This is a genomic window from Nocardia sp. SYP-A9097, assembly GCF_009649815.1.
GTDB lineage: Bacteria > Actinomycetota > Actinomycetes > Mycobacteriales > Mycobacteriaceae > Nocardia.
On record NZ_WJIC01000011.1, the window covers coordinates 173779 to 195005 of the forward strand.

At 65.6% G+C, this 21227-nt stretch carries 24 protein-coding genes and 1 pseudogene; 15 read left to right on the forward strand and 10 right to left on the reverse strand.

Annotated elements, in window-relative coordinates; genetic code table 11:
* The first annotated feature begins 17 nt into the window (after positions 1-17).
* A complete protein-coding gene (locus GFY24_RS22850; protein ID WP_153807106.1) occupies positions 18-458 on the forward strand; it encodes a T6SS immunity protein Tdi1 domain-containing protein in 441 nt (146 codons plus the stop codon).
* A 12-nt stretch (positions 459-470) separates the two neighbouring features.
* Here GFY24_RS22850 and GFY24_RS22855 read toward each other — a convergent pair whose 3' ends face one another.
* Positions 471-1289, reverse strand: coding sequence for a class I SAM-dependent methyltransferase (locus GFY24_RS22855; protein ID WP_153807107.1), 819 nt, complete (start codon positions 1287-1289; stop codon positions 471-473).
* Positions 1290-1364: 75 nt separating this feature from the next.
* Here GFY24_RS22855 and GFY24_RS22860 point away from each other — a divergent pair, with 75 nt between their 5' ends.
* Together GFY24_RS22860 and GFY24_RS22865 are read left to right on the forward strand one after the other, a co-directional pair.
* A complete protein-coding gene (locus tag GFY24_RS22860; protein ID WP_309231203.1) occupies positions 1365-1952 on the forward strand; it encodes a TetR/AcrR family transcriptional regulator in 588 nt (195 codons plus the stop codon).
* A 70-nt stretch (positions 1953-2022) separates the two neighbouring features.
* A complete protein-coding gene (locus GFY24_RS22865) occupies positions 2023-2436 on the forward strand; it encodes a nitroreductase family deazaflavin-dependent oxidoreductase (RefSeq protein WP_153807109.1) in 414 nt (137 codons plus the stop codon).
* 3 nt (positions 2437-2439) lie between these two features.
* Here GFY24_RS22865 and GFY24_RS22870 read toward each other — a convergent pair whose 3' ends face one another.
* The 3 genes from GFY24_RS22870 to GFY24_RS22880 are packed head-to-tail and all read right to left on the reverse strand — an operon-like array spanning position 2440 to position 6754.
* Positions 2440-3891: an NAD-dependent succinate-semialdehyde dehydrogenase gene (locus GFY24_RS22870; protein WP_153807110.1), complete on the reverse strand. Its 1452-nt coding sequence runs from the start codon at positions 3889-3891 to the stop codon at positions 2440-2442.
* Positions 3892-3923: 32 nt separating this feature from the next.
* Positions 3924-5267, reverse strand: coding sequence for a 4-aminobutyrate--2-oxoglutarate transaminase (gene gabT, locus GFY24_RS22875; protein WP_309231204.1), 1344 nt, complete (start codon positions 5265-5267; stop codon positions 3924-3926).
* Positions 5268-5317: 50 nt separating this feature from the next.
* Positions 5318-6754 carry a gamma-aminobutyraldehyde dehydrogenase gene (locus GFY24_RS22880; protein ID WP_309231205.1) on the reverse strand — a complete coding sequence of 479 codons (1437 nt, stop codon included), beginning with the start codon at positions 6752-6754 and terminating at the stop codon, positions 5318-5320.
* A 161-nt stretch (positions 6755-6915) separates the two neighbouring features.
* On the opposite strand from GFY24_RS22880, the gene GFY24_RS22885 reads away from it, so the two are divergent.
* Positions 6916-8424 (forward strand): PucR family transcriptional regulator ligand-binding domain-containing protein, encoded by a 1509-nt coding sequence (locus tag GFY24_RS22885; protein ID WP_309231217.1) that lies wholly within the window; start codon positions 6916-6918, stop codon positions 8422-8424.
* Positions 8425-8430: 6 nt separating this feature from the next.
* On the opposite strand, the gene GFY24_RS22890 is transcribed toward GFY24_RS22885, so the two are convergent.
* Positions 8431-9183 (reverse strand): TetR/AcrR family transcriptional regulator, encoded by a 753-nt coding sequence (locus GFY24_RS22890; protein WP_153807111.1) that lies wholly within the window; start codon positions 9181-9183, stop codon positions 8431-8433.
* A gap of 103 nt (positions 9184-9286) precedes the next feature.
* Here GFY24_RS22890 and GFY24_RS22895 point away from each other — a divergent pair, with 103 nt between their 5' ends.
* On the forward strand, positions 9287-10786 hold the full coding sequence (locus GFY24_RS22895) for an APC family permease (RefSeq protein WP_153807112.1): 1500 nt from the start codon (positions 9287-9289) through the stop codon (positions 10784-10786).
* Entirely contained in the window at positions 10783-12411 is a 1629-nt protein-coding gene (locus tag GFY24_RS22900; RefSeq protein WP_153807113.1) for an amidohydrolase, read from the forward strand. Before GFY24_RS22895 ends, GFY24_RS22900 begins: the two co-directional genes overlap by 4 nt.
* A 154-nt stretch (positions 12412-12565) precedes the next feature.
* On the opposite strand, the gene GFY24_RS22905 is transcribed toward GFY24_RS22900, so the two are convergent.
* From GFY24_RS22905 to GFY24_RS43005, 3 genes are all read right to left on the reverse strand, one after another.
* On the reverse strand, positions 12566-12760 hold the full coding sequence (locus tag GFY24_RS22905; RefSeq protein ID WP_153807114.1) for a hypothetical protein: 195 nt from the start codon (positions 12758-12760) through the stop codon (positions 12566-12568).
* A gap of 652 nt (positions 12761-13412) precedes the next feature.
* The gene (locus tag GFY24_RS22910; RefSeq protein ID WP_194852985.1) at positions 13413-13535 is read right to left on the reverse strand and encodes a hypothetical protein; all 123 of its coding nucleotides are present in this window, start codon (positions 13533-13535) and stop codon (positions 13413-13415) included.
* Positions 13536-13549: 14 nt separating this feature from the next.
* Entirely contained in the window at positions 13550-13681 is a 132-nt protein-coding gene (locus tag GFY24_RS43005) for a hypothetical protein (protein ID WP_255458715.1), read from the reverse strand.
* Positions 13682-13761: 80 nt separating this feature from the next.
* On the opposite strand from GFY24_RS43005, the gene GFY24_RS42190 reads away from it, so the two are divergent.
* The 8 genes and pseudogenes from GFY24_RS42190 to GFY24_RS22935 all read left to right on the forward strand — a co-directional run bounded on the left by GFY24_RS42190 (position 13762) and on the right by GFY24_RS22935 (position 17816).
* Positions 13762-13998 carry an SDR family NAD(P)-dependent oxidoreductase gene (locus GFY24_RS42190; RefSeq protein WP_309231206.1) on the forward strand — a complete coding sequence of 79 codons (237 nt, stop codon included), beginning with the start codon at positions 13762-13764 and terminating at the stop codon, positions 13996-13998.
* Entirely contained in the window at positions 13977-14279 is a 303-nt protein-coding gene (locus GFY24_RS43010) for a hypothetical protein (RefSeq protein ID WP_255458716.1), read from the forward strand. The genes GFY24_RS42190 and GFY24_RS43010 overlap by 22 nt, the downstream gene beginning before the upstream one ends.
* Positions 14185-14409: an SDR family NAD(P)-dependent oxidoreductase gene (locus GFY24_RS43795; protein ID WP_375336082.1), complete on the forward strand. Its 225-nt coding sequence runs from the start codon at positions 14185-14187 to the stop codon at positions 14407-14409. Before GFY24_RS43010 ends, GFY24_RS43795 begins: the two co-directional genes overlap by 95 nt.
* A pseudogene (locus GFY24_RS43015) lies at positions 14363-14503 on the forward strand (SDR family oxidoreductase); the annotation flags it as partial. The gene GFY24_RS43795 and the pseudogene GFY24_RS43015, both read left to right, overlap by 47 nt.
* 68 nt (positions 14504-14571) lie before the next feature.
* A complete protein-coding gene (locus tag GFY24_RS22920) occupies positions 14572-15081 on the forward strand; it encodes a hemerythrin domain-containing protein (protein WP_194852986.1) in 510 nt (169 codons plus the stop codon).
* Entirely contained in the window at positions 15078-16529 is a 1452-nt protein-coding gene (locus GFY24_RS22925; RefSeq protein WP_153807117.1) for an MDR family MFS transporter, read from the forward strand. Before GFY24_RS22920 ends, GFY24_RS22925 begins: the two co-directional genes overlap by 4 nt.
* A 573-nt stretch (positions 16530-17102) precedes the next feature.
* Complete coding sequence (locus tag GFY24_RS22930) at positions 17103-17354, forward strand: hypothetical protein (protein ID WP_153807118.1); 252 nt, start codon at positions 17103-17105, stop codon at positions 17352-17354.
* An 81-nt stretch (positions 17355-17435) separates the two neighbouring features.
* Positions 17436-17816, forward strand: a complete 381-nt coding sequence (locus GFY24_RS22935) for a putative quinol monooxygenase (RefSeq protein WP_153807119.1) — start codon at positions 17436-17438, stop codon at positions 17814-17816.
* A 150-nt stretch (positions 17817-17966) separates the two neighbouring features.
* Here the strand turns inward: GFY24_RS22935 and GFY24_RS22940 are convergent, their stop codons facing one another.
* Positions 17967-19412: an MFS transporter gene (locus GFY24_RS22940; RefSeq protein ID WP_309231208.1), complete on the reverse strand. Its 1446-nt coding sequence runs from the start codon at positions 19410-19412 to the stop codon at positions 17967-17969.
* Between the two features lie 54 nt (positions 19413-19466).
* Between GFY24_RS22940 and soxR the strand changes: the two genes are divergently transcribed.
* Entirely contained in the window at positions 19467-19931 is a 465-nt protein-coding gene (gene soxR, locus GFY24_RS22945) for a redox-sensitive transcriptional activator SoxR (RefSeq protein ID WP_153807120.1), read from the forward strand.
* A 355-nt stretch (positions 19932-20286) separates the two neighbouring features.
* Here the strand turns inward: soxR and GFY24_RS22955 are convergent, their stop codons facing one another.
* The gene (locus GFY24_RS22955) at positions 20287-21174 is read right to left on the reverse strand and encodes a LysR family transcriptional regulator (protein ID WP_309231209.1); all 888 of its coding nucleotides are present in this window, start codon (positions 21172-21174) and stop codon (positions 20287-20289) included.
* Between the last annotated feature and the right edge of the window lie 53 nt (positions 21175-21227).

A 21227-nucleotide genomic window follows, 5' to 3' on the forward strand; every position in this document is an offset into this window, starting at 1 on the left:
CTGGTTGGATAGGGCCAGTGACTAGCGTGCACTTCAAACTCGTCGGACCACATCACCTCGACCAGGTGATGCCCGCGTGGGCACCCCAGTTCCCCCAATTCGATCGTGTCGTCGGCTACACCGATCTCGGCCACGCCTTCCTCATGAGCACCCGCACCGGCGAATACGGCGTCCTGGACCCGTACTTCCCCGGCACCAAGGACTACGGCGTCTTCACCGATATCTCCGCCTTCGTCGACCGCGTCCTCTTCGACCCGGATTTCATCACCTATATCCTGCAGCCCAAACATGTTGTGGCCATTCGCCGCCGCCTCGGACCCCTGAACGACGAAGAGGTCTACATCGCCACCCCCTATCCGTTCCTGGGCGGTTCGGAGCATCCGGACTCGTATCATAAGGGCGGTGTCTGGGTCTTCTACGACCTGGTGGCCCAGGCGCACGGCTTCGAGAGCGAGTAGGCGCGAACGCGATCAGGCGAGGGTCGCGGTAACCACCACGGTCGCGTACCGCACGGTGCAGCTCCCGCCGAGCGCGTCGATCGCCGCTCCGACTTCATTCAAGACGACCCCGAGCGGTTCCGGCGCGAGCCGCGTGAGCCCGCCCTGCGTGGGTAGGACATCGAGCCATTCGGCCCGGGTGTAGGACTGCTCCCAGTCGAATCGCCACAGCTCCGGGTCGGCGAACAGCCCGGACGTGCGGATGCCGTCGGCGGCCCGATCGGTCAGCGCCGGATATCCCTTGCGGCCCAACCGCATTGCCTCGACCTTGAACGGTGACTCGGGTAGCACGCGCTGAAAGGCCGTGATGAAGGCGTCGGTGATCGCCGCCGGCGGCTCGGAGGCATTCCAGAAGGCGGCGAACCTGCCGCGGGGACGCAGTACCGCCGCAGCCTTTCCGGCCCCCACGACTGGATCGACCCAATGCCAGGCTTGCCCGGCAATGACCGCATCGAATTCCCGCCCGGCCGGATCCCAGGTCTCGAAGGTGCCGAGTTCGACTGGCACCCTCGTGGCCCGGGCGAATTCGGCCATGCGCGTATCGGGTTCCACACCCAGGACCCTGCACCCCGCCGCTAGAAATTGGCGGGCCTCTATGCCTGTTCCGCAACCGATATCGAGCAACTCCGGCCCGGGGCTCTCGGCCACGATGCGCGCCACCATGGCCTCGGGATAGTGCGGGCGGGTGCGGTCGTACCGTGCGGCGTCCACGCCGAATGATTCGGCGACCTGGCGGTGCAAATGTGGCTCCGGCCTGGGCTGACCCGCCGGTTCATACGGTATTGTGGGCATGTGCCCACTCTAGTGGGCACATGCCCACTCGTCAACGATGTCCGAACGAGTGCCTATGCGAGAGAAGGTTTTACGGTGCCGACCGGTGTAGCCCTGCGTGATGTCCGCGAACAACTGTTCGGCGCCGCCGAACGCGTGCTGCTGCGGGACGGGCCGGGTGGCCTCACCAGCCGGGCCGTCACCGACGAGGCGGGCTGCGCGAAAGGTGTACTGCACCGCCACTTCTCCGATTTCGACGATTTCCTCACCGAACTCGTCCGCGACCGCATCACCCGCCTCGGCCACGATGCCACCGAACTGCGCGAATCCGCGGGCTCCGGCACGGTCGACGCGAACCTCACCGATGCGGTGAGCAAGGTCTTCGGCCCGGTCGGGGTGGCCATTGTCAGCCTGATCATCTTCCGCGACGAACTACGCACCCGACTACGCCGCACCCGCCCGATCGGCGTGCCGCTGCTCTCCGAAGCGACCGTCATGATCGCCGACTACCTTGTCGCCGAACGCGATCTGGGCCGCCTCACCCCCGAGGCCGATATCGACACCCTCGCTCCGACCCTCATCGGCGCGGGCCATCTCCTGTTCGCCGACCGAACCAGCGCGCCACCGGAGTCGGCCACAGTTCGCAAGATGGTCACCACGGTGCTGTCCACCGTCACCACTTGATCTGCCGCACACGGAATTTCGCGCCCATGCCGCAGGTTGGTGCGTGGGTAACCACGAGAGGACGGGTGAAATGAACGCATTCAACGAGAGCGTGATCGAAGAGTTCCGCGCCAATAACGGCAAGGTCGGCGGCCCCTTCGAAGGCCGCGACAATATGGTCCTCATTACGACGACGGGCGCGAAATCCGGTCGCGCGATCACCAATCCGCTGGTGTATGTCGCCGATGGGGAGCGCATCGCGATCATCGCATCGAACGGCGGCGGGGACAAGCATCCGGCCTGGTATCACAACCTGCGCGCCAACCCCCAGCTCACGGTCGAGCTGGGGACCGAAACCTTCACCGGCGAAGCCGAATTCGTCACCGGTCCGGAACGCGCCGAACTGTATGAGCGCATGGTCGAACTCATGCCCCAATTCGACGAGTACCGGCGCAATACGACCCGGGAGATCCCCGTCGCCGTGGTTCGCCGGCAGTCGGCGTAGTTCTCAGAGGGCGATGTACTTGGTTTCGAGGTACTCCTCGATACCCTCGGTCCCGGCTTCGCGGCCGAGCCCGGACTCCTTGATACCGCCGAACGGCGCGGCCACATCGGAGATGATGCCCCGGTTGATGCCCACCATGCCCGATTCCACGGCATCGGCCACGCGGAACGCGCGGTCCAGCGACGTGGTGTAAATGTATGCGGCCAAACCGTATTCGGTGTTGTTGGCGGCGGTCACACCCTCGGCTTCGGTATCGAAGCCGGTGATCGCCGCGACCGGGCCGAAGACCTCTTCGCGCAGAATGCGGGCATCGGCGGGCACATCGGCGAGCACGGTGGGTTCATAGAACCAGCCCTCACCGGGCAGGCTCGCGCCACCGGTGGTGACCTTCGCGCCCTTGGCCACGGCGTCGTCGACGAGTTCGGCGACGGTGTCGAGCTGATTCTTATTGATGAGCGGACCGACCTGCACACCCTCGAGATACCCGGGGCCGATCTTCAACGCGCGCATACGTTCGGTGAGCCGCGAGGTGAACTCGGCGCGCACGGTGTTGTCCACGTGGAATCGATTGGCGGCCGTGCACGCCTCACCGTTATTGCGCATCTTGGCGAGCATGGCCCCGTCGACGGCCGCATCGAGATCGGCATCGGCGAAGACCACGAACGGCGCATTGCCGCCGAGCTCCATCGAGGTGCGCAGCAGTCGCGAAGCCGATTGCGCGACAAGGCGTTTGCCGATTCCGGTGGAACCGGTGAAGGTGACCTTACGCAGCCGATCGTCCTCGAACATGGGATCGGTGAGCTGCGCGGCCCGCGAGGTCGGCAGAATGGAGAGCACTCCGGCCGGGAGCCCGGCCTCTGCGAATACCTGCCCCAGCAGCAGCATGGTCAACGGCGTCTCGGCGGCCGGCTTGACCACCATTGTGCAGCCGGCGGCAAAAGCCGGGGCGATCTTACGAGTTCCCATGGCGAGCGGGAAGTTCCACGGCGTGATCGCCAGGGTCGGCCCGACGGGCTGCTTGGTGACCAGAATTCGCCCATTGCCCGACGGCGACGGCGTGTATCGGCCGTTGATGCGCACCGCCTCTTCGGCGAACCAGCGCAGGAATTCACCACCGTAGGTGACCTCACCCTGGGCTTCGGCGAGTGGCTTACCCATTTCCAGGGTCATCAGCATCGCGAAGTCATCGCGCCGCGCCATCACGAGTTCCCATGCGCGGCGCAGGATTTCGGCACGTTCGCGGGCCGGTGTGGCGGCCCAGGCCGGCTGAGCGGCGGTGGCCGCGTCGAGGGCGGCGGCCCCATCGGCGGCACTGGCATCGGCCACCTCGATCAGTACTCCCCCGGTGGCGGGATTGTGTACCGGGAAGGTACGTCCACCCTCGGCGGGTGTCTGCACCCCGCCGATCCACAGTTGGGTCGGCACCCCGGCCGGTAGCGCTGCCACGTCGGGCATTCTCGAATCTCCTAGCTCGAAGTCGTTGGTTCTCAGGCGATTTCCGCGCGCAAGGCGTCGGCGAGCACGGTCAGCCCGTCGATGAACAGCTCATCGCCGATCACCAGGGGCGGCAGCAGCCGGATCACATTGCCGTAGGTGCCGCAGGTCAGTACCACCACGCCCTGCGTGAGGGCGGCCGCCGCCACGGCCTTGGTCAGTACCGGATCCGGCAATCCCGTGCCGGGCTTGACGATTTCGATGGCGAGCATGGCACCGCGCCCGCGCACATCACCGATGACACCGGTCTCCTCGGCCAGCGCCCGCAGTCGCGGTAGCGCGATCGCCTCGATTTCCCGTGCCCGCGAGCACAGGTCGAGCTCCCGCATCTGTTCGATGGTGGCCAGCGCGGCCGCGCACGCGATGGGATTGCCGCCGTAGGTGCCGCCGAGTCCGCCCGCGTGCACGGCGTCGAGCAGTTCGGCCCGCCCGGTGACCGCCGCGAGCGGCATACCACCGGCAATACCCTTGGCCATGGTGATCAGGTCCGGCACCACGCCCTCGTGCTCGCAGGCGAACCAGGCTCCGGTGCGGGCGAATCCGGTCTGTACCTCGTCGGCGATGAAGACCACGCCATTGGCGGTCGCCCACTTCGACAGCGTGGGCAGGAATCCCGGTGCGGGCACGATGAATCCGCCCTCACCCTGAATGGGTTCGATGATCAGCGCCGCCACCGTCTGCGCCCCGAGTTGGGTTTCGATGCGCGAAATCACCTGCTGCGCGGCCTGTTCACCCGTCAGTGTCGATTCGTCACGGTACGGATAGGACATGGGCATCCGGTAGATCTCCGGCGCGAACGGTCCGAAGTTCGTCTTGTACGGAATCGATTTCGCGGTGAGCGCCATGGTGAGGTTCGTCCGACCGTGATACGCGTGGTCGAACGCCACCACCGCACTGCGCCCGGTGGCGAGCCGCGCGATCTTGATGGCGTTCTCCACCGCCTCGGCTCCGGAGTTGAACAGCACCGTCCGCTTATCGTGATCGCCGGGCGTGAGCGCGGCCAGCTCCTCGGCCACCCGCACATAACCCTCGTACGGGGTGATCATGAAGCAGGTGTGCGCGAAATGCGTGGCCTGTTCGGAAATGGCCGCGGCCACCGCCGGATTGGATGCTCCCACGCTGGTGACGGCAATACCGGAGCCCAGATCGATGAGCGAATTGCCGTCCACGTCCACGATCACCCCGCCGTCCGCGTCCGCGGCGTACACCGGCACGGAGGAGCCGACCCCGGCGGCCACGGCGGCCTTACGGCGTTCGGCCCACGCGGCCGAAAGCGGCCCGGGCAGCGCGGTGCTGAGGGTGCGCTGCTGCGGCAGACGGTAGGCGATCTCGGTCACGGTAGTGAACTCCTGGTCGAAAGGTGAAGGGCTGGTGGGGAAATGGCGTACTAGTGGGCGCTCATGACGTGCTTGATCCGGGTGTACTCCTCGACGCTGTACACCGAGAGGTCCTTGCCGTATCCGGACTGCTTGAATCCGCCGTGCGGCATCTCGGCCACCAGCGGGATATGGCAGTTCACCCACACCGCACCGAAATCCAGTGCGCGGGTGAGCAGTTCGACGGTGCTGTGATCGCGGGTCCAGACACTGGAGGCCAAGCCGTAGCGCACACCATTGGCCAGCTCGATGGCCTCGTCGGTGTCGCGGAAGGACTGCACCGTCAGCACCGGCCCGAAGGTCTCGTCCTGCACGATCGAATCATCCTGGCGCACATCGGTAATCACCGTCGGCGCGACGAAGAAGCCCTGCTCCCCCACCCGCTGCCCGCCGGTGCGCACCTTGGCGTGACCCGGCAGCGCCGCCAATTTACCCATGACGGTGTTGAAGTGGTTGATGTTGTTGAGTGGACCGTAGAAGGTCTCCGGATCATCGGGCAGGCCCGTTTTGAGGGTCTCGGCGCTGCGTACCAGCGCGTCCACCAGCTGATCGTGAACGGATTCGTGCACCAGTACGCGGGTGGCGGCGGTGCAGTCCTGTCCGGCATTGAAGAACGCGGCCATGGCGATATTGCTTGCGGTGGCGTCGATATCGACATCCGCGAACACCACCGCGGGTGCCTTACCGCCGAGCTCGAGGTGCGTGCGCTTGAGTTGGGTGGCCGCCGCACCGGCGACCGCGATGCCCGCGCGCACCGATCCGGTGATCGACACCAGGCCGGGCGTCGGATGGTTCACGATCGCCTCGCCGGTGCCGGCGTCACCGAGCACGACGTTCAGAACACCGTCCGGCAGAATGCCTTTCGAGATCTTCGCCAGCACCAGTGTGCTCTCCGGCGTGGTGTCGCTCGGCTTGAGGACCACGGTGTTTCCGGCCGCCAGCGCCGGCCCGATCTTCCAGATGGCCATCATGAACGGGTAGTTCCACGGCGTCACCTGCCCGACCACGCCGATCGGCTCGCGGCGCACATGCGAGGTGAAACCCTCCATATACTCCCCGGCCGCGCGACCCTCCAAAAGCCTTGCGGCCCCGGCGAAGAAGCGAATGTGATCGGCGCTCACCGCGACTTCTTCGGCGGCGATAATGGCCTTGGGCTGCCCGGTATTGCGGGACTGCGCCTCGACCAGTTCATCGCTGTGCGCCTCGATGGCATCGGCCAGCTTCAGCAGTGCGGCCTGGCGCGCGCCGGGCGTGGTCTTGCCCCAGGTCTCGAACGCGCGCGCGGCGGCGGTCATGGCGGCGTCCACATCGGCGGCGTTGGAGATCGGGGCCTGCCCGGTCACGCTTTCGTCGACCGGGCTCACGAGGTCGAGGGCGGCGGTGCCCGACGACGCGACGAACTCGCCGTCGATGTAGTTCTGGAGCACGGGACTCGATGCTGAGGTCACTGTTCATCTCCCGGAGGCGCGGTGTGCTGTTGTCGTGCGTGTTCCCGACAGTGTGCGCCGTGACTCGCCGGTAGGTGAGTGCCGAAACGGTTATCGCGGGGGCGTGTCTTCGACACTCTGTACACTCGCAAATCTGCGAAAGGAGTTACGTGTCCGTACCGGTGAGTTGGGTCCTGTCCCAGCCTGATCTGGCGATTCCGCTGCGCGGAGGGGCCGCGGGCATCGGCCGGACCATCGATCTGGTCATTACGACCGAACTGGAGAACCCTTTCCGCTGGCTCTCGGGCGGCGAACTGGTACTCACCACCGGCATGCGCCTACCCGCGGCGGCCGCCGACCGTGCCACCTACCTGCGCAGACTCAATGAACGAGGCGTCGCCGGAGTCGGTTTCGGCATCGGTCTCACCCATCCCGAGATCCCTGACGACCTGATCAAGGTCGCCGACGATATCGGCATGCCGCTCTTCGAGGTTCCGCTGCCGACCCCGTTCGCGGCCATCGTCAAACGCGTAACCGAGCGTTCGGCGCAGCTGCAATACGACGCCCTGCTGCGTGCCTCGCGCGCCCAGCCCCGCATGACCCGCGCCCTGGTCCGCTCGGGCGCGCGGGCCATTGTGCGTGAACTCGCCACCTCGCTGCGCGCGACCGTGCTGGTGCTCGATGCCGAAACCCGGATCACCGATGTGCATCCCGATGCCCCCGATGACGAACTGCTGCACACGGTGCGCACCACACTGGGCTCGGATCCGGCCGCGGCCAGCGGTGTGCACACCGTGCACGGCCAGTCGATCACCCATCAGCGCATCGGGGTGGGTGGCCGCGTGCACGGCGATCTGGTGGTGGTCAGCCCCGTACCGCTCAGCGCGGTCGATCAGATTCTGCTCGGTCACGCGAATTCGCTGCTGGCCTTGGATTTCGAGAAGCCGGCGCGACTGTGGGAGGCCCAGCACCGCTTGAACAGCACCGTGCTCGGTCTGCTGTTGAGTCATGAGGCGAATCTGGCTCCGGCGTGGACGCATCTGGCTCAGGCCGCCGATGCGGCCGGGCGGATCCGGGTGCTCGCCGCCGACTGCGACACCTTGGACGCGGTCGACGATATTCGTTCGGTCGCCGAGAGCATGGCGGTGCGCTCGGGGCATCCGCTGTTCCTGCATCTGCTCGACCGCTGTATCCGGTTGGTGCTGCCCGGGGTCGCGGCCGTGGCCTTCGCTCGTGAACTGGCCGCCGACCTGTCCCCCGGTACCAGCCGGTCGGTGCGCTTCGGCTTGAGCGGCGAGCATCCTCTGCCCGAGCTGGTCACTGCCGCCGACGCCGCGGCCCTGGCGGCTACAGCCGCCGAACGCGGGAGCGCGCCGTCTGAATTCGGTGCTCTCACGGGTAGATCACTGCTGTCCTTCGACTCCACCCGCCAGGTACTGGACACCCTGGCCAAGACGGTGCTGACCCCGCTCACCGATCACGACTCCGCGCACGGCACCGATCTGCTCAACTCGCTGCGCGCCTATCTGGAGGCGAACGGTCAGTGGGAGGCCGCGGCCGCCGCGACCGGCGTGCACCGGCACACGCTGCGCAAGCGCATCGCCACCGCTCAGGACCTGCTCGGCTGCGATCTGGACAGCGCTCGGGTGCGCGCGGAGCTGCTGCTGGCAATCCTGGCGGCCGGCAACTGAACTCGATCAGGCCGCCGGATCGGGCCGAATCGTGGTCTTGGCACGAGATTTACGAGGTCGTAACACCTGGAGTCGGGCAGCGGCGGCATCGAGAAACAGTTCGAGGGCGTAATCGTAGGAGTTGCAACGCATTTCGTCCCGCAGCAGCGGCGCTACGGCAGCCAGATGCGGATAGGTTTGCGGAGAGAGTGCTGGATAGGTTTCATCCCAGACCCGATACTCCGCCTCCCGGGCCGCATCGGGCAGTGCGGTCCAGCATGCCTGCTGCGCCGCGCTGGCCATGCCCTGGTCGACCAGGGCGTGATACAGCCGCACCGCCTCGTCGTCCGGGAAGCCCGCGTCGCGCAGGACACCGACGATGGTGTTGATGGATTCGACCTCTTTGCGCCGTCCGGTGGTGCGATACATGGTGAGTGTGGCAACCTGCGGGCAGTCCATATATCCATCTCGAATGCGGTGACCAATAGCGCGAATATCCTGTCGCCAATCCCCAGTGGGCACATACCCCGCTATCGCTCGCCCGATGAGCTCGTCGGCGACCGCGAGCAGCAGGTCGTCGGTGCCCGCGAAGTACCGATACAGTGCTGAGGGATCCGCGCCCAAGGCCGCGCCGAGGCGGCGCACCGAAAGGCCGCCCGCGCCGTGCTCGCGCATCATGCGCAGCGCGGTCTCGACGATCAGCTCCTCCGAGAGCATCGCTCCCTGTTTGCTGGGTCGGTGCCGCTGGCGTGGTTTTCCGGGGGTCCGAACGTCGCTCATGAGAGGGAAGCTTATGTCAACACTATTGACATAAATAGACGTTGACATTTCTTATATTGCTCACCCCTCATGTGCGCGTCCCCACTTTCGGAAGTTGAACTGCATGACCAACACCCCAATGCGTAGGTCACTCGGCGTTCTCGACAATGTCGTCATCGCCGCGTCGAGTACCGCGGCCACCACCAGCATCGGCATCGGCCTGGGCCTCACCGCGGGCATTGTCGGCCTGCATCTGCCGATCATCATGCTGCTGGCCATCGTGCCGGTGGCCTGCATCGCCGGCGCGTATGCCCGGCTGAACCGGGTCGAACCCAATGCGGGAAATACCTACGTGTGGGTCGGCCGCTCGCTGAATCCGTGGCTCGGATTCCTGTGCGGCTGGGTCATGACCGTGAGCATGGTGCTGTTCCTGGCATACACCACCACCGTCACCGGATCATCGATTCTGGCGCTGGCCGGTCAAGCCGGGTTGCACAATATCGGCGGGCTCGAACTCACCCCCGACTCCACCCTGCAATCCACCCTGGTGGGTCTGGTCGTGTTGGTCGCCGCCGTGGTGACCGCTATTGTCGGCGTGGACCTGGCCGCCAAGGTGCAGAGTGTGCTGCTGGTCTTCGAATACGTCGTGCTGCTCGGTTTCTGCGGCTACGGCCTGTTCGTCGGCACCCAGCCGTTCAGTCTCGACTGGATCAATCCGTTCGACATCCCGTCCAGCTCGGCGTTCGTGCAGGGCATTGTCATCGCGGTCTTCTGCTACTGGGGTTTCGATTCCGCGTTCAGCATGACCGAGGAGTGTCACGACAGCCGTACCTCCGGCCGCGCGGGCGCGTACACGCTGATCCTCATGCTGAGCCTGTTCGTATTGGCCTCCTTCGCATTTCAGCGTGTGCTGCCGCTGGACGACATGGCCGACCACGGTGCCGAGGGGCTGGTCTACTTCGGTAACGCACTGGCCACTTCGCCGCTGACGTTGTTGCCCATGATCGCGCTGACCTTCTCCGCGGTCGCCTCCCTGCAATCGGGTGTGCTGCCCACGGTGCGTGGTATGTACGCCATGAGCCGGGATCGCACGCTGGGTCCGGTGTGGGCGCGGGTGCACCCGCGCTATGGCACCCCGGCCGCTGGAACTCTGCTGCTCGGTGCGCTCGCGGTGGTGGTGTGTGTGGTGGCACTGGCGATTCCGAAGGTGCCCGACCTGATCTATGCGACGGTCAACGCCATCGGCATCGTCGTCGCGCTCTACTACGCCGCGACCGCGCTGGCGGCGGCCTCGCGATTCCGCGGATTGCTGCGGGGCGGTCTCCGTGATGCGCTGGGGGCGGTCATCCTGCCGATCATCGGCGCGATCATCTTGCTCACTCTGGCGGTTTTGATGTGCCTGGACTACGCGACCGGCACCGATCATTACGAGGTCGCCGCCGATAACGGCTGGTTCATCCTGTCCGTACCGCTGGTCATGATCCTCTCCGGTATCGCGGTCGCCGCCTGGGCCAAATGGGTGCGGCGATCCCCCTACTTCCTGCGCCCCGAGCGCGGGACGCTGGTCATCGAAGAGCCAGCCCTGCCCGAATCGACTCTCTCGTTGTCAGGAGCAACTGAATGACCCACGCCGAACTGGTTTTCACCGGCGGCACCGTCCTCACCATGGACTCGGCGCGCAGCCGCGCGACCGCGGTCGCCGTCACCGGTGACCGCATCACCGCCGTCGGGCACGCCGAGGTGCGTGAATTGATCGGTCCGCGAACCGAAGTGGTGGATCTGGCCGGGCGCGCGTTGCTGCCCGGATTCCAGGACGCGCATATTCACGCGGTCTCGGCGGGTGTGGAACTGGGTGCGTGCGATCTCACCGGCACGGTCGAGTTGGCTGAATACCTGCGGCGGATCGCCGCGTACGCCGCCGAACATCCACGGCGGGAATGGATTACCGGTAGCGGCTGGTCCATGGAGAGCTTCCCGGGTGGACTGCCGACCCGCCAGCAGCTCGATGCCATCGTCCCCGACCGCCCGGTCCTGCTCTCCAATCGGGACCACCATGGTGCCTGGGCCAATACCCGGGCGCTCGAACTGGCAGGCGTCACCGCCGATACCCCGGATCCGGCCGACGGCCGCATCGAACGCGAGGCCGACGGCACCCCGTCCGGGATGCTGCAGGAGGGCGCGATTCACCTGGTCGACCGGGTGGTGCCGCCGATCACCGACAAGGATCGGATGGCCGGGCTGCTGCGGGCGCAGGCCCATCTGCACGCGCTGGGCATCACCGCTTGGCAGGACGCGTACGTCAGCGCCGACGGCGGCCCGACCGATCACGCCGCAGCCTACTTCGAGGCCTCGGAGAACGGGACGCTGACCGCCCGGGTCACCGGCGCACAGTGGTGGGAACGGGAGCAGGGTGCCGAGCAGATTCCGGCAATGATCTTGCGCCGCAAGCAATTCCGGTCCGAGCGATTCCGCCTCGACACCGTCAAGATCATGCAGGACGGTATCGCGGAGAATTACACCGCCGCCATGACAGTCCCGTACAAGGACCGGCACGGCTGCTGCACCAGCAATGCCGGACTCAGCTTCGTGGACCCGATCGCCTTGCGCGACTACGTAACCGAACTGGACGCACTCGATTTCCAGGTGCACTTCCATGCCCTGGGTGACCGCGCGGTCCGCGAGGCCCTCGACGCGGTCGAAGCCGCACTCGTGGCCAATGGCGCGCGCGGCAATCGCCATCACCTGGCACACCTGCAGGTTGTGCACGCCGACGACGTTGCGCGCTTCCATCGACTGGGCGCGGTGGCGAACCTGCAACCGCTGTGGGCCGCACACGAGGCGCAGATGGATGAGCTCACCCTCCCGTTCATGGGTGGTGACCTGGCCGAACGGCAGTACATGTTCGGCGATCTGCAGCGAGCCGGGGCCACCTTGGCGGCCGGCAGTGACTGGCCGGTCAGCGATGCGAGTCCGCTGGCGGGTATCCACGTCGCGGTCAACCGCAGGCATCCGGGTTCGGATAAGCCGCCGCTGCTGCCGGAGCAGCGACTGGATCTGATGACCGCCCTCGCCGCGTATACCGCCGGTTCGGCATATGTGAACCGGCGCGACGACACCGGCACGCTCCGCGTCGGCGCCCTCGCGGATCTCGTTGTGCTGGACAGGGATCCGTTCGAACACCCGCTGTCGGACATCGCCGACACCGAGGTCGCCCAGACTTACGTCGGTGGCGCGCGCGTCTTCGGCTAGCCCGAATTCGCGGGGAGGTGCCGCAGCGCGGCGGGCACGGTGCTAAAGTCTGAGGCATCAGTCGCCCGTCGTGCGCGGCAATCCCCCCTTTCTTCGGTAAGAATCAAAGTATCTGTAACCGACGGTTACAGATACTTTGGTCTGAGGAAGTTCTTCAGACGAGTCTCAGCGGTGGCGCGGCTTCGCCGGTCTGCTTGGGTTTCAGCCACAACAGCACCGAGGTGAGGTAGGACTTCGCTTCGCAGGTGCGTTCACACTCGACGTGCAGCGCCATCAGTGCCTGCGCCTCGTCGTAGTCCGTCACCGGATCGGTCGGCATCACATGGCTGACAACGGGATTCGGATTCATGAGACCCACCGATCTACGGTCGCCTTCGGATTCTGTGGGGCCGGGGAGCAGACACCGGCTTGCAATACAAGCTGTCCGCCACTGACCAGTTTGCTTCTCGCCTGTGCCCGCGCGCGACATGTGGTGACCTGACATTCCATGTGCTCCTGCATCATTCGATGAGCGCGCGCGGTTGTCAGGGTCTCTTCGGGTACTGCGCCGTGGTCTAACGGTGGAAGGCCGAACATCCTCGGTCACCTCCCCAATGGGTTCGATGTCGGATATGTCTGGGTGGTCCGCGATGTCCGGTAATCAGTTGGGGCACTTGGCGTTTCCCGTCCGCCGGGGATAGACATCAGTACACTCGCACTGATCGCGGTTTGGAAGATTTCACGGCGAGATTTGGCCGAGTTTCTTCCAAAATTCCAGGGCGGGGCGGAAACTGATTCCAAACTGGGAACATCCGATAGCGAGGCTGAGAAGTGGCAGCTACGGGTACCACACTCCCCAGAAGGATGCTCGGTCGTGCGCTGAAGAGACTCAGAGAGGCCGCCGGGAAGCGGCATTACAGCGCACTCGCTCTGACTGAAGTCAGGCCGACGAGCTGGCGTTCGCGGTCCACCAGGTCCGGCGGCTGCCCGACAGATTCGGCGTTGCCGTCTCGCGAAGCCGATCAGGGATCGGCGAAGGCCTTGACCAGTTCGGACAGTCCGCCGGCCACGCCGAGATCGTCGCAAACTGCTTCCAGCAGAACGATTTTCGACTTGAACTGGTGGTAGACCGTGGCACGGGCCACGCCCGCGCGCTTGGCTATCGCGTCCAGCGTGAATCCGGTGAGCTATCGGCCTCACCCAGCACTGCCCGGGCGGCATCGAGAACCTGCCAGCGACTCTGCTCGATCTGCGCGGTGCGCTTCCCCAGGTTGTTTTGACGCGGACTCATGGCCTTGACAGTATCCGGTGAACCTGATTTATTCATACACACGGTCTAACTAAATTAAACGGCCGCGAAAGGACAGTCGCGTGACTACTCCGGACCTTGCAGTAATGGCCAACCACCCGGATCTGGCGGGCAAGACCGGCGGCTCCCGCGGAATCGGCGCGGCCACCGCCGCCGCGCTGGCCCGCAACGGTGTCGCCGTGGCCGTGGTGGGCCACGACCAGGCCGCGCTCGACGGCGTGGCGACCGCGATCACCGATAAGGGCGGGCAAGCCCTGGCGGCCCCTCCCAACTCGACTTGGACCGGGTACGCGCCCTGATCCTGGATCGATTCGGCGGGGTCGACATCGTGATCGCCTTCGCCGGCGGCTACAGCCAGCCGGTGCCGACGATCCAGGAGACCGCCGAACATTGGTGGTACGTGGTGGATTCCGATCTCACGGCGACCTTCCTGCATCTCGACATTCCTGCCGGAACTGACCGAGCGCTACGGCACTGTCGTCACCATGCCCTCGGCGGGCCGGCAAGCCAGCCGCGGCGCGGCCGCGTACACCGCGGCAAAGGCGGGAGTCGTGGGGATGAGTCGGCATCTGGCCAATGAGCTCGCGCCCCAGGGTGTTCGGGTCAATTGCGTGGCGCCCGCCACGATCGAGAACGAGCGGTTGCGCCTACGAACAGCGGCAGCAGCTGGCGGGCAGCTACCCGCTGGGACGGCTCGGCACATCCGATGACGTTGCCTCCGCAGCGCTGTTCCTGGCATCTGCCGCGTCGTCGTGGATCACCCGCATCACGCTCGATATCGCGGGCGGCTCGGTCATGCCGTGAGCGCTTATCCCTGATCCGAACTCCCAGTTTTGCCCAAAATAGTCGCACAAGAACGGTTTCAGATGACCATGAACGACCACAGACCAACCACCACAATCGATCTCTTCGGAATGTATCCGGCCCACGACGCGCGCATGCGCTACCTGATCCGCCTCACCGCCACCGTCGCCGAGGATCGCCTCGGTGAGCCCTCGGTGCGAGTCGGATGGGAGACGTTCCTGCGCCAGCTCGACCGACATCACAGCACCGAGGACGCCGCCCTGTGGCCGCTGGTGCGCACCGCGGTCGAGGATCCGGCAGACCTGGCGATCCTCGACGAGATGGAGGCCGAACACGAGGGCATCGAGGAATTGCTGTCCAAGATGGAAGCCGGAATCGCCAATTCCGCTGGCGGCCTGCAGTTGCGGTCCGATGTGGATGCGCCGGCCGCGGCGCTGGATACGCACTTCACCCACGAGGAACAGGTAGCCCTGCCCGCTCGTCGACCGCACCGTCGGCGGACCGGGGTGGGCGGCATTCGGCGCGGAAATGCGCAAACGCAACGGGCTTCGCGCCGTGATTGGGAGACAGCGCGATGACACAGGCTCCGCCGGCACCGACCGGCTTCGACCCAGCCCTGCGCAAACTGGTGATCGTAGTCGTGCTCGGCGCGATCATGACGATCCTGGACGCCACGATCACCAGCGTGGCCGTCAATACTCTCGGTACTCAGTTCAATACCTCGCTCACGGCAGTCCAGTGGGTGCTGACCGGATACACCTTGGCGCTGTCGGCGAGCATCCCCTTGTCGGGATGGGCGATAGCGCGGTTCGGCCCGAAGACGATGTGGATCGTCTCGCTGCTGCTGTTCATCATCGGATCGATTCTGTGCGGAATGGCTTGGAATATCACCACGCTCATCGTGTTTCGTTTGCTGCAGGGCTTCGGCGCGGGCATGGTCATGCCGATAGGGCAGACGATGCTGGCCCGCGCTGCGGGACCCGCCCGGATGGGGCGCGTGATGAGCGCGGTCGCGGTTCCCGCGATGCTCGCCCCGGTGCTCGGCCCGACGGTCGGTGGTCTGATCCTGGGGCACCTGTCATGGCGGTGGATGTTCTACATTAACGTTCCGCTGTGTGCGATCGCGGTCATCGCGGCGATTCGGCTGCTGCCGGGCGACCCGGTCCGCGACCGCGGCGCCAAGCTGGACATTCTCGGATTGGCGCTGCTGTCACCAGGTTTGGGCGTGCTGGTGTATGGCGCCTCGCTGGCGGGCAGTGGGACGAGTCTGGCCGATATCCGAGTCCTCGCCGGCGTGCTGACCGGAATCGTTCTGGTCGGCTGCTATATCTTGCACGCGCGCCGCATGGGCGAGGCCGCGCTCGTCGATGTCCGGTTGCTGCGGGATCGGAACTTCGCCGCGGTCAACGCGATGATGTTCATTTACATCGGTACCCTGTCGGGTCTGATGGCGTTGCTGCCGTTGTATTTTCAGTCCGTCGACGGCGATACCCCGCTGCGCTCCGGCGCTATGGTCGCGCCCCTCGGGCTCGGCGCCATCGCCACCACGCTGATCACCGGCAAGCTCAGCGACAAATACTCCCCCCGATTATTGATCTGTATCGGACTGCCCGTGGTTCTGCTCGGCATGCTCGGTCTCACCCGGGTCGGGCCGGGCACCGGCGAAATCCTGTTCTTGGCAATACTATTCGTGATCGGCCTCGGACACGGCATGATCATGCCCGCGGCGATGGGCGCCAGCTACCAGACCCTGCGCCACTCCGAAATCCCTTCGGCCACAACCGCTACCAACGTCGGCGTGCGCGCGGGCAGCTCATTCGGTGTCGCGGCGCTGCTGGTGCTGATCCAGCGCAATATCGAGCATCGGGCCCCCGGTGCCTTCACCGGAACCCCCCGAACCGATCAGGCCACCCAGGCCTTGGCCCACGCGTTCACCCAAACGTACTGGTGGGCACTCGCGATCGGAGTTGTCGCGGTCATACCCGCGCTGATGCTGCCGCGGCGCCGTGGCCTCGCGAAACCATGACTCCGCCTCATCCTCCACACCTTGCGCCCGCAGCAGGCAGTGCGAACAGTCGTCATCGTCTGAAAACCCCTCTGTTGGAATGGAAAGCGCTACCAACCATTCCAAGATCATTGTCCCGTAGACAGCTACATTCTCCGGTGCCGCAGATCGGAGGGGCACAACGCGATGCGTTCGGACGGGCCCGGCCTACGATGAGCGGCCGATAATCTGAGCGGTGACAGAATCGTGGGATGACGGCTGCAGGATCAGGCCGCCACCAAAGACTCTCGACATTCCTGGCGTCCCGCGGCGACGCCGCGTTACGACTGGTCAACTGGCTGGCAACCGATCTCCGAGGGGATCCGATACCGAAGTAGTCCAGAGTTTCCCTCCCCAACCGGTCCGGAAATCGGCTTGTCAGAGCCTTGCCATCAGGCCGATCCGGGAGCGAACCGTAGGTCATGCCTCGGGTGGTCAACCGTCCTCGGCCGACCACAGGTACCGCCGCGAGAAGCGCGTCGCCGAAACACCTCAAACCCTTCGATGGTAGCCATCGAGCGAAGCTGTTGACCGACAAACGAACTCGATCCTGCAATGACATGCCCGATCGGCGCGCCATTGTTCGAGCTGCACCGATCGAGGCTCGGCTGCTCCTACGGCGGCGATCGCAGCCGTCCGGATGTTGTTGATCGGCTTTGTCCGGCAGGAACTGATCACTCTCGCCCGCAGGATGCCGTATTGCAGCTCCGTGAAATGCAGAAACAGAATCAGGGCCTCGAGATCGATATGGATGCGGTGATCGTGGCGGCCCGCTACGTTAGTGAGCCACCGCCGGAATACCAATGAACGCGGAGGATGAGGGGCCCAGGCAGGTCGAGATGATCTCGGGCAGTTGATCTTCCGACGCCGAGTGGGTGGAATGCGGTGATGAGCTTCTTCGTGCGAGTGCGTTTCGACGTCCGGGATGGCCGACAGGCCGAGTTCGAGGAGGCCGCGCTCGCGTTGCGGGCGCAGGCGCTCGAGGAGGCCGAGACGCTCAGGTATCGGTGGTTTTCCACGGTGCCGGGTAGTTATGTGGCGATCGAAGAATATGTCGATTCGGATGCGGCCATGGAGCATAACGAGCGTGGCGCGAAGTGGCTGGAGCAAATCGGGGAATGTACGGAGCTGGTTTCCGCCGAGATCTACGGGCCGATCGGGGCCTGGGTGCGGGAGTGGGCTGCTACTCGCCCGCAGGTGACGCTCTTTCCGGACTTCCCCGGCGATGGGGATTCGACCCGCGCGGGGGCCGGTGGAGGACCGGCGTAAGAAGGTCCCACTCACCGCACCTCGGGTCTCTCGGAATCGGGTGGGTGTGCGACATTTCGCCGTGGCTGGTGGAATGCGCTTGTGCCTGTTGTCGACCTGGCAGACGGTGCCGCATATGGCGGTGCCTTTCTTCTCGGCCTCGCCGAATCGTCAAGCACGAGAACGGAACCGTGTTGCCATGAAGGTGGTGACGACACCGAGCGCCGTGAGGACTGTGATGCCGATCGTCATCAAGCGGGCCGAATCGACGGGTGAGGCATCGCCCAGGCGGAGGAGCGTGCCCGCGATGGCCGAGGTGACGGTGTAGGAGATCAGTTGGGTGGTGTTGAGGGCGGCGGCCGCCTTCGCGCCCTCGGCCGGATCGGCGGTGCTGCTCATCGCCGCCACGCTCAGGTGTGGGAAGGCAAGGCCGATTCCGGCGCCGGCAAGGAAAAGGGCGACGCCCCAAGCGATCATGCGTGGAGTCGATGCGGTGTCGGCCTGGAGCAGGCCGTAGGCGATCAGCCCACCGGTGAGCATCAGCGGCGCGAGCAGGATCACTCGGCGGGCTGATCGCGCGGCGAGACCGACGCTGAAGGTCTGGGCGAGCACCCAGCCGACCGAAAGCGCCGCGCCCAGCAGGCCCGCGACGAGCGGCGAGAGGCCACCGAGTTGCTGACCGAACAGGGGGACGAAGTTCTCGGTCATCACGCCCGCGCAGAGAGCCGCGACGGTCAGGTAGATCCACTTGAGTGAATTGCCTTGTGCGTAAGTAAGTTTCGGCAGCACACTCACTCGGCCCCGTTTCTCGGCCACGAGGAACCCGGCGATCAGCGCCACACCCACACCGAGTGTGATCGCGGTGGGCGCTCCCGGTGACACCGCGGAGCTGAGACTGAACGCGGCGGCTGCCGAGGTGAGCAGCGCGAGTGGAAGCATCGGAATCGCCGTCCGATCGGAGGCGGAACCGCCACCGCGCGGCAGCGCCCAGAGGGTGAGACCGGCCAGGACAACCGCGACGACCATCAGCAGCACAAAGGCCCAGCGCCACGCGCCGAACTCGGCGAACAGCCCACCCGTGGCCGGTCCGACGAGTGTACCCACGCCCCACATGGCCGACATCAGGCCGGCGGCACGCGCCCAAAGATGTTCCGGCAGAGCGGTTCTGATGACCGCATAACCGAGGCCCGCCAGCAGGCCGCCGCCGAAGCCCTGAATGACCCGTCCCACCAGGAGTATCTCCATGGCCGGGCTCGCCGCGTTGATCGCGGCACCGGCCGCGAACACCAGGAACCCGGTCAGGTAGGCCTTCGCACCACCCCAATTCCCGAGGATCCGGCTGACCAACATGGAGGCTATAACGGCCGCCATGAGGAACCCCGTTGCGACCCAGGCGTAATACCGATCGCCGCCGATATCGCCGACGATCGAGGGCAGCAGCGCGGCCGTGAAATACAGGTTCATCGCGTAGAGAGCAATGCCACCGGCCAGGATCGACACCACCATGGCGTGACGGCCCGAGAACAGTTCCGACCAGCTTCCGACGCCGTCGGCGCGAGGGCGATCCTCCGGCGGGTTTGCTGCCTTCACACTGGTGTTCAAGGGATTTCGCGTCACGAGAAGCTACGCTAGAACTTAAAGTCATGTTGAAGTCAAGCGAAAGTGCACTTCATGAAACGAACTCCGAGCGATCTGCTGACCATCGGCGATCTCGCCGAACGAGCGGGCGTGGCGACCTCGGCGGTGCGCTTCTACGAGGAGCAGGGGCTGATCACCTCGATCCGCACCTCGGGCAATCAGCGCCGCTATCCCCGTCACGTGCTGCGGCGACTCTCGCTGGTGCTGTTCGCCAAACGGCTGGGCATCCCGCTCGCCGAGGTCGCCGAGGCATTCGCGACCCTGCCCGAGGACCACATGCCGAGCAAACGCGACTGGAATCGCATTTCGCGCCGCTGGAGCGACCACCTCGAAGCGCGCCGCCGCGAACTCGAACGACTTCAGCGCGAACTCACCGACTGCATCGGCTGCGGCTGCCTCTCGCTGCGCCGCTGTTACGTCCTGAACCCCTCGGACAGCCTCGCCGAACAGGGCGCCGGACCACAGCGACTGCTGCACCCCGATCCCGAAACGTTCTGACCGAACCGCAGCTACCGCGTCCGGACCATGTAGGTCTCATGGGTGCCCCGCTGCCCCGGCTCCACCCGGACCTGCTCCAGGGCAACACGACTCGCGTCCACGCCTTCGAACAGTCCGCCGCATGCGCATCGACAACACCTGGTTCGACGGCGACCCGACCGCGATTTTAGGCGGTTGACAGCCGGATACGACTGGTCCCGGACCGAGCCGAGAACGTGGACCGCGAAACGCACGTCGTGCGGTACCTCTCGAGTGGTACCTCGATTGGGATCGACTCCTACTGGTTGCATCGATCCTGTCGATAGTCGCCGAGTTGGGGCTGTCCCCGCAGTCCAGCAGGTCAATTCGACGCTGATCATTCCTTATCGAGCATCGCCGGAATGTCGAGAATGGTGAGGAAGGCGGTCGCCGCGGGCGTGCTGCCGACACGGCTCCAGACGATGTACTCGACGCGTGCCGGCGCATCGGTGACCTCGATGGTTGTCACGCCGGTGAGATGGGGCACGTAGGCCGAGGGGAGCATGGCGATGCCCAGGCCCGGACCGACCAGTCGGGCGATGAAATCCGCACTGGTGACCTCGAAAGCGACGTCACGGCGGAGGCCGGCGGCCGCGAAGGCTTGGTCGGATTGGACGCGTCCGGCTGTCCCGGCGGGGAGATCGACGAATACCTCGGACGAGAGCGTGCGCAGATCCACCGCGGGCTCGTCGGCGAGCGGATGGTTCGGCGCGACCACCGCGACGAGCCGATCACGGGCGAGTTCATGGACAGCGACACCTTCGGGCCGCGATGTGGTCGGCAGGCCGAGAAAGGCCACATCGATGGCTCCCTGCTCGACCAGGCCGACGAGGTCCTCACTCGCACCCACCCGCAGGCTGATGCGCACGTACGGGTGCCGCTCGCGGAAATCGCGCAGCGCGCCCGGGATGTCGACCGCGGCGACGGTGGGGATCAATCCCACGGCCAGCCGTCCGCGTACCTCGCCGATGGCCTCGGTGACCTCGGCGGTGGCTCGCTCGGCGGCCTCCAGGCACTGGCGCGCGGCCGGCAGGAACGCCGCGCCGGCCGGGGTCAGCCGCACTCGGCGGCTGGTGCGCTCGAAGAGTTTCGCGCCCAATTCCCGTTCCAGGCGCGCGATTTGGTGACTGAGAGCGGATTGGACGACGAGGCATCGTTCGGCTGCGCGGGTGAAGCTGTTCGTCTCGGCGACGGCGATGACATAGCGCATCTGCTGGAGCTCCACTGATCAATCATGAATCACGATCGATGAGGTGACAATCATGTATTGGACTCATT

Excerpts from the sequence above, each read along its gene's own strand:
- soxR (WP_153807120.1), top strand. The coding sequence starts at position 19,467 with ATGAAACGAACTCCGAGCGATCTGCTGACCATCGGCGATCTCGCCGAA.
- GFY24_RS22935 (WP_153807119.1), top strand. The coding sequence starts at position 17,436 with ATGAGCTTCTTCGTGCGAGTGCGTTTCGACGTCCGGGATGGCCGACAG.
- GFY24_RS22920 (WP_194852986.1), top strand. The coding sequence starts at position 14,572 with ATGAACGACCACAGACCAACCACCACAATCGATCTCTTCGGAATGTAT.
- GFY24_RS22855 (WP_153807107.1), bottom strand. The coding sequence starts at position 1,289 with ATGCCCACAATACCGTATGAACCGGCGGGTCAGCCCAGGCCGGAGCCA.
- GFY24_RS22905 (WP_153807114.1), bottom strand. The coding sequence starts at position 12,760 with ATGAATCCGAATCCCGTTGTCAGCCATGTGATGCCGACCGATCCGGTG.
- GFY24_RS22900 (WP_153807113.1), top strand. The coding sequence starts at position 10,783 with ATGACCCACGCCGAACTGGTTTTCACCGGCGGCACCGTCCTCACCATG.
- GFY24_RS22870 (WP_153807110.1), bottom strand. The coding sequence starts at position 3,891 with ATGCCCGACGTGGCAGCGCTACCGGCCGGGGTGCCGACCCAACTGTGG.
- GFY24_RS22925 (WP_153807117.1), top strand. The coding sequence starts at position 15,078 with ATGACACAGGCTCCGCCGGCACCGACCGGCTTCGACCCAGCCCTGCGC.
- GFY24_RS22890 (WP_153807111.1), bottom strand. The coding sequence starts at position 9,183 with ATGAGCGACGTTCGGACCCCCGGAAAACCACGCCAGCGGCACCGACCC.
- GFY24_RS22930 (WP_153807118.1), top strand. The coding sequence starts at position 17,103 with ATGACATGCCCGATCGGCGCGCCATTGTTCGAGCTGCACCGATCGAGG.
- GFY24_RS43795 (WP_375336082.1), top strand. The coding sequence starts at position 14,185 with ATGCCCTCGGCGGGCCGGCAAGCCAGCCGCGGCGCGGCCGCGTACACC.
- GFY24_RS22865 (WP_153807109.1), top strand. The coding sequence starts at position 2,023 with ATGAACGCATTCAACGAGAGCGTGATCGAAGAGTTCCGCGCCAATAAC.
- GFY24_RS22895 (WP_153807112.1), top strand. The coding sequence starts at position 9,287 with ATGACCAACACCCCAATGCGTAGGTCACTCGGCGTTCTCGACAATGTC.
- GFY24_RS43005 (WP_255458715.1), bottom strand. The coding sequence starts at position 13,681 with ATGAGTCCGCGTCAAAACAACCTGGGGAAGCGCACCGCGCAGATCGAG.